This is a genomic window from Helicobacter pylori, from assembly GCF_014496965.1.
In the GTDB taxonomy this organism is placed as follows: Bacteria; Campylobacterota; Campylobacteria; order Campylobacterales; family Helicobacteraceae; genus Helicobacter; species Helicobacter pylori_CZ.
In genome coordinates this window covers 24,323-36,546 of the sequence record NZ_JACTCR010000020.1, presented here as the reverse complement: position 1 = coordinate 36,546, position 12,224 = coordinate 24,323, and the positions used below count along the sequence as shown (strand labels likewise).

11 protein-coding genes are annotated in these 12,224 nt (G+C 37.8%); 7 read left to right on the top strand and 4 right to left on the bottom strand.

Going from position 1 to position 12,224, the window contains the following annotated elements; all coding sequences use genetic code 11:
• Positions 1–114: 114 nt before the first annotated feature.
• Positions 115–1,335, top strand: coding sequence for an LlaJI family restriction endonuclease (locus H7O61_RS07080; RefSeq protein ID WP_187875546.1), 1,221 nt, complete (start codon positions 115–117; stop codon positions 1,333–1,335).
• Positions 1,336–1,409: 74 nt separating this feature from the next.
• Here the strand turns inward: H7O61_RS07080 and pseI are convergent, their stop codons facing one another.
• Genes pseI through H7O61_RS07065 form a run of 3 tightly spaced genes read right to left on the bottom strand, consistent with a single transcriptional unit; the run spans position 1,410 to position 4,350 of the window.
• Complete coding sequence (gene pseI / locus H7O61_RS07075; protein WP_001929190.1) at positions 1,410–2,432, bottom strand: pseudaminic acid synthase; 1,023 nt, start codon at positions 2,430–2,432, stop codon at positions 1,410–1,412.
• Positions 2,433–2,434: 2 nt separating this feature from the next.
• Complete coding sequence (locus tag H7O61_RS07070; protein WP_079295548.1) at positions 2,435–3,076, bottom strand: ABC transporter ATP-binding protein; 642 nt, start codon at positions 3,074–3,076, stop codon at positions 2,435–2,437.
• Positions 3,076–4,350 (bottom strand): apolipoprotein N-acyltransferase, encoded by a 1,275-nt coding sequence (locus tag H7O61_RS07065; protein WP_079339474.1) that lies wholly within the window; start codon positions 4,348–4,350, stop codon positions 3,076–3,078. Before H7O61_RS07065 ends, H7O61_RS07070 begins: the two co-directional genes overlap by 1 nt.
• Before the next feature lie 235 nt (positions 4,351–4,585).
• Between H7O61_RS07065 and H7O61_RS07060 the strand changes: the two genes are divergently transcribed.
• The 6 genes from H7O61_RS07060 to H7O61_RS07035 all read left to right on the top strand — a co-directional run bounded on the left by H7O61_RS07060 (position 4,586) and on the right by H7O61_RS07035 (position 10,709).
• Positions 4,586–5,296 carry a CvpA family protein gene (locus H7O61_RS07060; RefSeq protein WP_001106260.1) on the top strand — a complete coding sequence of 237 codons (711 nt, stop codon included), beginning with the start codon at positions 4,586–4,588 and terminating at the stop codon, positions 5,294–5,296.
• A gap of 9 nt (positions 5,297–5,305) precedes the next feature.
• The gene (gene lysS, locus H7O61_RS07055; protein WP_002206361.1) at positions 5,306–6,811 is read left to right on the top strand and encodes a lysine--tRNA ligase; all 1,506 of its coding nucleotides are present in this window, start codon (positions 5,306–5,308) and stop codon (positions 6,809–6,811) included.
• A complete protein-coding gene (locus H7O61_RS07050) occupies positions 6,811–8,061 on the top strand; it encodes a serine hydroxymethyltransferase (RefSeq protein WP_187875545.1) in 1,251 nt (416 codons plus the stop codon). Before lysS ends, H7O61_RS07050 begins: the two co-directional genes overlap by 1 nt.
• Before the next feature lie 9 nt (positions 8,062–8,070).
• Entirely contained in the window at positions 8,071–8,613 is a 543-nt protein-coding gene (locus H7O61_RS07045; protein WP_187875549.1) for a DUF1882 domain-containing protein, read from the top strand.
• Between the two features lie 21 nt (positions 8,614–8,634).
• A complete protein-coding gene (locus H7O61_RS07040; protein ID WP_001929197.1) occupies positions 8,635–9,444 on the top strand; it encodes a hypothetical protein in 810 nt (269 codons plus the stop codon).
• A 731-nt stretch (positions 9,445–10,175) separates the two neighbouring features.
• On the top strand, positions 10,176–10,709 hold the full coding sequence (locus H7O61_RS07035) for a TIGR00645 family protein (protein WP_000890449.1): 534 nt from the start codon (positions 10,176–10,178) through the stop codon (positions 10,707–10,709).
• A gap of 6 nt (positions 10,710–10,715) precedes the next feature.
• On the opposite strand, the gene clsC is transcribed toward H7O61_RS07035, so the two are convergent.
• Positions 10,716–12,224 carry a cardiolipin synthase ClsC gene (gene clsC, locus H7O61_RS07030; protein WP_079295552.1) on the bottom strand — a complete coding sequence of 503 codons (1,509 nt, stop codon included), beginning with the start codon at positions 12,222–12,224 and terminating at the stop codon, positions 10,716–10,718.

Sequence of the window (12,224 nt, the reverse complement as noted above, 5' to 3'; positions counted from 1 at the left end):
CGTATCAAAGCTTGTGGAGCTTCCTCTAACGGGGTTAGTTCTCAATATGGCAACATATTAGATCTAGCTAGTTATGGAGCTATGAAGCAAGAAAAAGCCCAATCGCTTTAGCGGTTGGGTAATTCACAAGAACGCTGTTTTACAGACAATGAATTGAACGACAATTTTGTAGGTATTAGAAGCATCAATAATGATTTGCAAATTTGTTTCCCACTAGGATTTGATGCAGGCGATGATAAAAACATTAGAGCAGATGTAAAAAAGCTCATTTCTATTCTTTTAGAATACAATAAAACAATTGCATGTGAAAATTTATTAAATAGTAAAAATGAGATTATAGGATCAAATTTTCCACTTACAGCATATAAAAATATCATAGAATATTTTTTATCGCATGGTTATTATGCAGAAAATAAAAGCTATTATGAAAATAACGCAAAAGGCAGGATAAATTTTTCCAAAACGATTAAGAAAAATAGACCTATTATTCAAACTTTTAACAATAAAAACTCTTTTGTTTATACTCGTTTTCAAGTTAAAAGGAAAATGGTAAATGAAAATGAATTGATAACAGCTATAAACAGATATTGTGTGCATGAAGCGTTTTCTAAATTTGGCTTTGTGTTTAGCTCATTTATGCCACCAAAATTTAACCTACCCACTGATAAAAATTATTGCATTTATCTGCTTGAAAACAAACTAAACAACACCTTTAGTGATGACAAGAAAATCCTTTTTCAATCCATGAAAAATATTCTTTTACAAGATGATAATATCTTGGATAAGACTGATTTTAAATTTGGAACATATCATTTTTATGTTGTTTGGGAAAAAATGATAGACAGAGCATTTGGTATAAAAAATAAAGAAGTTTATTTTCCTAAAACAAAATGGAATTTGCGGTGTTCTAATCAAAACCCTGATTATTTGTTGCAACCAGATAGCATCATGCTATTTGACGATAAGATTTACATATTAGATGCAAAATATTATAAATATGGCACAAGTGGAGTTGCAAGCGATTTACCCAATAGTGCATCCATAATAAAACAGATTGTTTATGGCGAATATGCGGCAAAACTAGAAATAAAAAAAGAGATTTACAATATCTTTTTAATGCCATTCAACAGATTTAACAATCCGCTAAAATTGGGTAATATTTTTGAAAATATAGGCTTTGCAAATGGAGAGTGGAGAGACAATCTAAAACAATATGAAAATATACAAGGAATTTTAATAGACACTAAATTTTTAATGCAAAATTATAATAAGAAATCCAATGATCTTTTAAAGTTACTAGCAAAAAATGTTGAAGAAACTAAAAATAATTTTTAAAAATTTTAATCAAAAATCAAATCTAAAACGATAGCAACAAAGCTTAAAACCTCCATTTTTCAATGAAAACAAACTTATAATGCGCGTTCTATATCATCAGCGTTTAAAGGGGTGTTGGCTTTTAAGAATTTTGATGCCTTTTGGCCCAAAATTTCTTTATAAAATTTAGGGTGTAAGCCAAGGTTGGGGCGTAAGGCTTTGATATTATCGCTAGTCAATGCTTCGCCTTTTTGAATGTCCTTAATGACGAATAAAGAGCGCGCAAAAAATCTTCGCTCCTCTAAAGTCTTTGGATTGATTTTTGGCTCTTCTTCGCCTAAGGCTAAAACGCTTTGCTTGATGGCTCCAACCATGCTTTTAAATTCGTTAAAATCCATGCTAAAAGCGCTGTCTGGGGTTTGTAAGGATTTGTTTAAAATGAAATGCTTTTCTATCATGCTCGCCCCTAAAGTGGTGGCTAAAATGGGGCAAAGAGAGCCAATCGTGTGATCGCTCAAGCCAAATTTAACGCCAAAGGTTTCGCCTAATTTAACCATGCTCAATAAATTAGCGTCTTCTATTTGGCTGGGATAAGCGCTCACGCATTTTAAAAGGGTGATGTCAAAATTATTCACTCCTCTGCATAATGAGATGGCGTCTTGTAATTCGGCGTGTGTGGCGATACCGCTAGAAAGGATAATGGGCTTTTGTGTGCGAGCGGCCTTTTCAATCAAGTCCAAATCAACGATTTCAAAACTAGCGATTTTATACATGGGGCAATTCAGGCTCTCTAAAAGCTCTAAAGCTTTTGAGCTAAAGGGCGAGCTAAAAATGCCTAAATCAAGCTTTCTAGCCAACTCAAACAATTCAGCATGCCACTCTAGGGGGGTAGAAGCCTTTTGATACAATTCATACAGATTTTCTTTATCCCATAAAGTGCCTTGAATGATGAAAGGATCTTCTTTAGAATTTAAAGTCATGCAGCTTGGCGTGTAGGTTTGGAGCTTGACAAAATCCGCGCCGCTTTCCTTAATGGCATGAAGGCTTTCTTTGGCTAGGTTTAAATCCTGGTTATGGTTAGCGCTCAATTCAGCGACAATTTTAGGGCGTTGTAACATTTTTATTTTTCCTTAATTAAAGATTCTTTTTCTAAGCGATAAACTTGAGAGCAAGTGAAGGCTAAATGCTCATCATGCGTGGCTAAGACTAACGCCCCTTCGTTTTCTGTAATGTAATTTTGCAGCATGCTGATGACTTGATTAGCGCTAGTGGTGTCTAAATTCCCGGTGGGTTCATCAGCGATAATGATTTGGGGTTTTTTAGAAAGCACTCTAGCGATGCTTAAGCGTTGTTGCTGGCCGCCACTCAATTCGCCCACGCCTTGTTTTAGGGTGTGGGCTATACCTAATTGTTCTAAAAGGGAATGATTTATTTCTTGCTTGGCTATAATTGAAGCGACTTGCAAGTTTTCTAAAGCGCTAAAACCCTTAAAAAGGTAATGCGATTGAAAAACGATGCCCACTTTTAAGCGCCGTAATTCCAAAAGCTTTTTGGAATTTAAGGCATAAATATCTTGGTGTTCTAACAAGCTGACTGTTCCGCTATCCGGTTTTAGCATGGTGGCTAAATGGCTTAAAAGCGTGCTTTTACCGCTCCCGCTCACGCCTAAAATCGCCAGGCTTTCTTTGGGTTTAATGTGCAAATTCACGCCATTATAAAGAGGTTTTTCAAAAGCATGAGAAATATCAATCGCTTTAATCATTATCGTTTCCTAAAAAGAATATCGCCCAATAAGCTAGGGCTTAAAATGTAAGAAGTTGAAAAATTCGCGCTGTGCAAGATGATTTTATCATAACGCCTTGCATAGTATTTTAAAAGCGTTCTTTGCAAGGTGGGTTCAATGCTTGGGCTAAACCATGCGTTATTGCTCATTAGGATAAAAACTTTTGAAGGGCTGTTTGAATAAGCGGCTTTGGAAGTGCCTTCATAGCAAATTAAAGGGCGAAAAGTAAAATCATTTAATGTAAAATCGCTGAAATGGGGAGCGTTGCGGTATAAATAAGCGCTCTCGCCAAAAAAGAGCTTTTCAAGGGGTTTTTGAAGAAACTCCGGTAAAGGCATTATCTCGCCAAAGGGGGCTAAGATCACTTTATCAGCGATTTGAACGCTTTTTTTAGAAAATAAAAACGAGCTGTTATAAAGGTTATAGCCTTGAGTTCGCAATGTCCCTATTAAAATAGCAATATTATCGCTTAAATCTTCTAGCTTAGCTTTAAAGGGGGAGTTTTCTAAAGCGATGGGGTAGGCGGTCTCTGGAAAAACAATCAGGGTTTTTTGCTTGCTTTGAGCGAGTTTGATTTCTTTAAGAATGTTGTTTTCAATATTGTTAAGGTAGTTTGAATCAAATTTTAAATCTTGGGGCGTTCTTGTAGAGACTAATTCAACATTTCCAACCTCTTTTAAATCGCTTGTTTTAAAGAAATGAAAATCCAACGCGCCAAGCAGCAATAAAACCCCTATCATTCTGTATTTTTTAAGATTTTGAGCACTCAAAAAAATGCAAGCTAAAAAAATAAGCCCTAAAGATAATTTATCCACCCTAAACACGCTATAAGAAAAAAAGCTATCCGGGACTAACCAATCAAATCCAAAAGGGTGGATAAAACTAGAGCCTAAAAAACTCAAAAGCCTGAAATAGGGGTTTTCAAAATAGAGCAACAAATAAAATAAAACCCCATAAACTAACGCTACTAAAACAATGATTAAGGGTAATAAGTAAGTGAAATCCGAGTAGCGAAAACTTAAAGCGCACCAATAAAACAATAACGCCCCCACGAAAAACCCTAAAGCAAAAGCGCTATTTCTGGGGGTTTTTAAAAACGCTAGCATGCTTAAAGGGGCTAGCAAACTTGTGAGCATGATAGTGATATAAGGGTTTTCAACCGCATAAGCGTCTAAAACAGCGTTCGCATACACGCTTGAAACAAACATGCATGCCAATAAAAAAGCGTTTTGATTGAACAGAATAAGACGCATGGCTAGATTTTGAAACCTTGAGATTGTTTTAGTGTATTATAGCTATATTTTAATTTAAGAATTTTAGATTGATTTTTTTAAGGGTAGTTTTTTTTAAGTTGTGTTATTATTTTCAAATTTCAAGCCTAAAGAGCGTGAATTGGCATGATTTAAGAATGATGGGTGTTTGTTTTAAAACGCTACGACTATCCTTATATGAGATAGAGATAATGAGAGAAAGGTTTGGGTTTAGGGTTTGAACTATATTGATTTGGCGTTACTTGTGGTAGTGGTAGCCTTTGGGATTAGGGGGTTTTATCATGGCTTCGTGAGTGAAATAGCAGCGACTTTGGGGATTGTGCTTGGCGTTTATTTGGCGTCTCGCTATTCTGTGGCTGTTGGGAATTTATTTTCAGAGCATTTGTATGATTTAAGAAATGAAACCATGACCAATCTCATTGGTTTTTTACTGGTGTTGGCGTCCATTTGGGTGTTTTTTTTAGCTCTTGGAGTGTTGCTAGGCAAGATGTTAGTCTTTAGCGGTCTAGGCATTATAGACAAGGCATTAGGGTTTATTTTTTCATGTTTGAAGACTTTTTTAGTGCTTTCTTTCATCCTTTATGCGCTCTCTAAAATGGATTTAATGAAAGACGCTAACGCCTATTTGCAAGAAAAGAGCGCTATTTTCCCCACCATGAAAAGCATCGCCAGTAAGATCATGCGCCTTGATGGCGTCAAACATGTGGAGAAAAACCTTAAAGACAACCTTGAAGAAATGAGCGATGAAGTTAAAAATAAAGAATCTATTGATAACGCCAAAGAATCTTTTAATAAGGCTACGGATAAGGGCGTAGAAGCTTTAAAAGAAAAGGCTAAAGATTTGCCTAAAAACATGCTAGAGCCAAAACACAATAAACCCAACCAAACCCCACCAATCCCAACCCCATCTAATAAAGAACCCCTATAAAGGCACAACATGTTTTCTAACCAATACATCCAACAACGCATCCATAAAGCCAATAGCTTGAGAGAAGAAGGCAAAAATCCTTATAAAAATGGCTTGAAACGGAGCCTTACCAACGCCGCTTTTTTAGAAAAATACGCTTATGTTAAGGATTTAGAAGAGCCTAAAGACAAAGAAAAATGCGAGAGCGTTGTAGGGAGGGTCAAGCTCTTGCGTTTAATGGGTAAGGCATGTTTTATTAAAATTGAAGATGAAAGCACGATTTTACAAGCTTATGTTTCGCAAAATGAATTGAACGATGAGTTTAAAAGCTTGAAAAAGCATTTAGAAGTGGGCGATATTGTGTTGGTGAAAGGTTTCCCTTTTGCTACCAAAACCGGTGAATTAAGCATTCATGCCCTAGAATTTCACATTTTAAGCAAAACCATCGTGCCTTTGCCTGAGAAATTTCATGGACTGAGCGATATAGAATTGCGTTACCGCCAGCGCTACTTGGATTTGATCGTCAATCCTGGCGTTAAAGACGTGTTTAAAAAGCGCAGTTTGATCGTCTCTAGCGTGCGGAAATTCTTTGAAATGGAAGGGTTTTTAGAAGTGGAAACCCCTATGATGCACCCCATTCCTGGCGGGGCGAACGCAAGGCCATTCATCACTTATCATAACGCCTTAGAAATTGAAAGGTATTTGAGAATCGCCCCAGAATTATACCTTAAACGCCTGATTGTGGGGGGTTTTGAGGCGGTGTTTGAAATCAATCGTAATTTCAGGAATGAGGGCATGGATCACAGCCATAACCCCGAATTCACGATGATTGAGTTTTACTGGGCGTATCACACTTATGAAGATTTGATTGAATTGAGCAAGAGGTTGTTTGACTACTTGCTAAAGACTTTAAATTTAGATTCAAAAATCATTTACAACGATATGGAAGTGGATTTCAATCAAACGAGCGTGATTTCCTATTTGGACGCTTTAGAAACGATAGGGGGCATTAGTAAGGGCATTTTAGAAAAAGAAGACAGGCTTTTAGCTTATTTGTTAGATCAAGGCATTAAAGTAGAGCCAAACCTCACTCATGGCAAATTGCTCGCTGAAGCGTTTGATCATTTTGTAGAGCATAAGCTCATTAACCCCACTTTTGTAACCGAATACCCTATTGAAATTAGCCCCCTAGCCAGACGCAACGATAGTAACCCTAATATTGCTGACAGGTTTGAATTGTTTATTGCAGGTAAAGAAATCGCTAACGGCTTTAGCGAGTTGAACGATCCTTTGGATCAACTAGAGCGCTTTAAAAATCAAGTGGCTGAAAAAGAAAAAGGCGATGAAGAAGCCCAATACATGGATGAAGATTACGTGTGGGCCCTAGCCCATGGAATGCCCCCCACTGCAGGGCAAGGCATAGGCATTGACCGATTAGTGATGCTACTCACTGGAGCTAAAAGCATTAAAGATGTGATTTTATTCCCAGCGATGCGTCCTGTTAAAAACGATTTTAATGTTGAGGGTGAAGAATAATGGCTTATTTTTTAGAACAAACGGATAGTGAAATCTTTGAGTTCATCGTTGAAGAATTTAAACGCCAAAATGAGCATTTAGAAATGATAGCGAGCGAGAATTACACTTTTCCTAGTGTCATGGAGGCTATGGGGAGCATTTTAACGAATAAATACGCTGAAGGCTATCCTAACAAGCGCTATTATGGAGGCTGTGAAGTGGTGGATAAAATAGAAAGCCTGGCCATAGAAAGGGCTAAAAAGCTTTTTAATTGCCAGTTTGCTAACGTGCAAGCGCATTCAGGCTCACAAGCCAATAACGCTGTCTATCACGCCCTTTTAAAGCCTTATGATAAGATTTTAGGCATGGATTTAAGCTGTGGAGGGCATTTAACGCATGGCGCTAAAGTGAGTTTAACCGGCAAGCATTACCAGAGCTTTTCTTATGGCGTGGGTTTGGATGGTTATATTGATTATGAAGAGATGCTAAAAATCGCTCAAAGCGTTAAGCCACAAATCATTGTGTGTGGGTTTTCGGCCTATCCAAGGGAGATTGATTTTAAGAAATTTAGGGAAATCGCTGATGCAGTGGGGGCGTTATTACTAGGCGATATAGCTCATGTGGCAGGGCTTGTGGTCGCTAATGAGCATGCCCATCCTTTCCCGCATTGCCATGTGGTTTCAAGCACCACTCATAAGACCTTAAGAGGGCCTAGAGGGGGGCTTATTTTAACTAATGATGAAGAGATAGCGGCTAAGATTGATAAAGCGATTTTTCCAGGAACTCAAGGCGGGCCTTTGATGCATGCGATCGCTGCTAAGGCGGTGGGGTTTAAAGAGAATCTAAAACCAGAATTTAAAGCTTACGCAAAATTAGTGAAATCTAACATGCAAGTTTTGGCTAAAGTATTAAAAGAAAAAAACCACAAATTAGTGAGCGGTGGCACTTCTAACCATTTGCTTTTAATGGATTTCTTAGATAAGCCTTATAGCGGGAAAGACGCTGATATTGCTTTAGGGAATGCTGGGATCACCGTGAATAAAAACACCATTCCTGGCGAAACGCGCAGCCCTTTTGTAACGAGCGGGATAAGGATTGGCTCAGCGGCATTGAGCGCAAGGGGCATGGGAGCTAAAGAATTTGAAACCATAGGGAATAAAATATCAGATATTTTGAATGATATTAATAATGTTAGTTTGCAATTGCATGTGAAAGAAGAATTGAAGGCCATGGCTAGTCAATTCCCTGTGTACCACCAACCTATTTTTTAAGGAAGCATGATGACGGAAATGGAATTAAAGCTCATTAAGATAGACACAAGCCATTATTTTGAAAAAAAACCAGGCTTGGGGGAGAGGGTGGATTATGCGGGTCGTTGTTATTATAATAAATTCCAAAGAATGAATGCCATGCTCACAAGCTCGCTCATTCAAAAGCATTTGAAAAGGGAAATAGAAATCGCGCACAACCTCATCTTGCGTAACGATAAGGTGGAAAACATCGTGTTTGATTATAACGGGAGGAGCCCAGAGCGTTTTTATCATAAGGCGCAGTTATTGCTTCGTGAAGAGGGTTTTATGAATTTTACCGCTTATAACACGAAAACGCCAGGGCATTTGCATTTGTATGTGCATAAGGGGCATACGGAATTGGGCGAGGGCGAGAGGTTGATTAAAACTTTGTCCATGAAATTAGCGCAAGGGTTGCCTAAAGAATGGAGAATATTCCCTAGCAACGAATGGCCTAAGGAATTTAATATTTTAGCTTTACCTTATGAAGTGTTTGCAAAAGAGCGAGGAAGCTCTTGGGCGAAGCATTTATAACCATTTTTGAAAGGATTTTTAATGTCAGAAAAAGAAAGACTGAATGAAGTGATCTTAGAAGAAGAGAATAATGGGAGCGGCACTAAAAAGGTGTTTTTGATCGTGGCTATAGCCATTATCATTTTGGCGGTGCTTTTAATGGTGTTTTGGAAAAGCACCAGAGTCGCTCCTAAAGAGACTTTTTTACAAACCGATAGCGGCATGCAAAAAATAGGCAACACTAAAGATGAGAAAAAAGACGATGAGTTTGAAAGCTTGAATATGGATTCTCCCAAACAAGAAGACAAGTTAGACAAAGTGGTGGATAATATTAAAAAACAAGAGAGTGAAAATTCTATGCCCATTCAAACCGATCAAGCTCAAATGGAGATGAAAGCAACAGAAGAAAAACAAGAATCTCAAAAAGAATTAAAAGCTGTTGAGCCTATTCCCATGAGCGCTCAAAAAGAATCTCAGGCTGTGGCTAAAAAAGAAACCCCCCACAAAAAGCCTAAAGTAGCACCAAAAGATAAAGAAGCACATAAAGATAAAGCTACGCATGCGGCTAAAAAAGAGCCTAAAGTTAAAAAAGAAGCCCATAAAGAAGTTTCTAAGAAAGCTAATTCTAAAACCAATCTTACTAAAGGGCATTATTTGCAAGTGGGGGTTTTTGCGCACACGCCCAACAAAGCGTTTTTGCAAGCGTTTAATCAATTCCCCCATAAAATTGAAGATAGGGGGGCTACTAAACGCTATCTCATAGGCCCTTATAAGAGCAAGCAAGAAGCCTTAATGCATGCCGATGAAGTCAGCAAGAAGATGACTAAACCGGTTGTCATAGAAGCGCGTTAAGGGCTTTGCGAACTTAAAAGAGTTACCTCTCTTTTAAGTTTATTTTTTAAAATCCCCTAGTTTTTTAATAAAGAATGCCCCCCAACACCGCTACAAACTCCCTAAAATTCGCATTTTGAGGAATCTTATGCTACAAGACAGATTTAGATATGGTTACTAGTGGGAAAATAACGGCGTAAAACTTAGAGTAGTTGTAGATAGGACAAAAGATAACCATTTAATTGTTGATTATTACTCAAACAGAAATCTAGTAGAAAATAAAGGTAACCCACATGCCGAACACGCAGAGAATAAATTAGACTTATATGAACTAGACATTAGCGAAAATGATTTAATAACGCAAGAATTAGCGGACAAAAAATTAGCAGATGAATTGTTTGAAAAAAGGCACTAACCCCCTTTAAGCCTCTTACAACCAATGCAAGCATCAAAATGAGTTGGTGCTGAAAGCAATGCAAAAAAATGACTAGAATGAAACGATTAAGGGTAGTCCAATTCATAGAAAAACAGCAAAATCTCAAAATAGCGATAAAACATCAATCATGAGCTTGAGCACTAGACATGCTTAATAAAACCAGTGTGTGGTGGGATTGCTATAAAAACAAATACAAGGAGCAAAAAACATTCAAGCTATCCTACAAGCCAAAGAGCGCTATCTCAATAGGTTTTTTAAAATTAGCTATAATCAAGGGTTTAAAAAAAGACATAATCCTTAAAAAAAGAGTTTGAACATGCTAGAAAAATTGATTGAAAGAGTGTTATTTGCCACTCGTTGGTTACTAGCCCCTTTGTGCATTGCCATGTCGTTAGTGCTGGTGGTTTTAGGCTATGTGTTCATGAAAGAGTTGTGGCACATGCTCAGCCATTTAGACACCATTAGTGAAACGGATTTGGTTTTATCAGCCTTAGGATTAGTGGATTTGTTGTTTATGGCCGGGCTTGTTTTAATGGTGTTGCTCGCCAGTTATGAAAGCTTTGTTTCTAAATTAGACAAGGTGGATGCCAGCGAAATCACTTGGCTAAAACACACGGATTTTAACGCCTTAAAGTTAAAGGTTTCCCTTTCCATTGTAGCCATTTCGGCGATTTTTTTGCTCAAACGCTACATGAGTTTAGAAGACGTTCTATCTAGCATTCCTAAAGACACGCCCCTATCGCATAACCCTATTTTTTGGCAAGTGGTGATCCATTTGGTGTTTGTGTGTTCAGCGCTTTTAACCGCTGTTACCAATAACATCGCTTTTTCGCAGAAAGAAAGGCATTGAAAGCGTTTAAAGTTCTCTTTCAGGAAGGACTTTAGACCATTCTTTAATCAAACGCAAAAAGAAAGAGGTATCAGGCGAGTTTTTTTCATGGATTAAGATGCCTTCTTCTGTAGCTTCCCAAATCACTCTGTGCCGATACAAGACTAAATGCCATGATTGTTGGGCATGATCTTTAAGCGACAAACGCACCCTTTTGGCAAAAGACGGGTTGTCAAACAAGACCGCGCTTTCAGTGTTAATATATGCAGAGCGCGGATCAATATTAAAACTCCCTAGAAGCGTTAGGGCATCGTCAAAAACAATTGTCTTGCCGTGTAAGGAATGTTTGGTGCTAAAGCGCCCTTTAATCTGGCGGTTGAAAAAATCGTTTCGTATTTCATAGACATTCGCGCCCATTCGCACTAATTTATTGCGATACCTTTCCCACGCCCCATAGACCACGATAGCGTCCGTAGATGAAAGGGAATTGGTAAGAATATTCAATTCAATCCCCTTAGAAATTTGATTTTTAAAGATTTTCATCATCTTTTTGCCTGGAATAAAATACGATGAAGCGATAAAAACGGAGTCTTTAGCGTTTTTAAGGGCTTTCTCAAAAGCGATTTTGATAGGCGAATACAAGGGCGTGTCAATTTTTTGGGGTGAATCGGCTAAAAAAATGGCATTCCCATAATAAATGGGGTATTGGTATTTTTGGAAGCGTTCTATAAAATCATTGACTTTTTTTTCAAACTGGTTTTTGTCTTCAGCGCTGATAGGGATTTTTTCATGGAGTTTAGCGATTTCTTTAGCGTTGTTTTTGAGTCTTTTATGGGTTCTTAGTAATGAAACAGGGATAGAGCGGTGGAATCTCCAATAGCGTTCAAAGCTTTCTTTGGCTTTTGAAGCAACCCCCCCAAAAAACAAAGCGTCTAAATCTAAAAAATTCGTGTCTAAATCGTTATCAAAATAATTGTCCCCAATGTTGCGCCCCCCTATAATGACAGCGAAATTATCCACAATAAAAAGCTTGTTGTGCATGCGTTTTTTAATGCGCTCATAATCCGCAAGCATTTCAAAATAACGCAGGCCTTTATTGCGGATATAGTAGGGGTTAAAGATTTTCACTTCAATGTTTTTATGGAAATTTAAAAGCATAATATCTGAAAAATCTGAATCTAACCCGTTGTCATCTAAAAGGATGCGCACTTTCACCCCACGATTGGCCGCATTTAAAAGTTCTTTAGCGATCACTTGAGAGGAAAGATCGTTCTTATAGATATAAGTTTGCATGTCAATGCTTTTTTGGCTCATTCTGATAAGACCCACTCTGTGCAATAAAGCGTCAAAGCCATCTTCTAAAAGAATGGCCGCGCTATGGTTAGGGTTTTCTTTTAAATTTTTAGCATACAAGCTCCCAATGGTGGTAGTGTAGGGGTCATAAGAGATAGGGGGGCTTGAAATGGGAGTTTTATAGACTAGCCCAAAACACCCATTAAAAAAAAAGACGCTTAGAATAACTAAAAAGATTTTCAA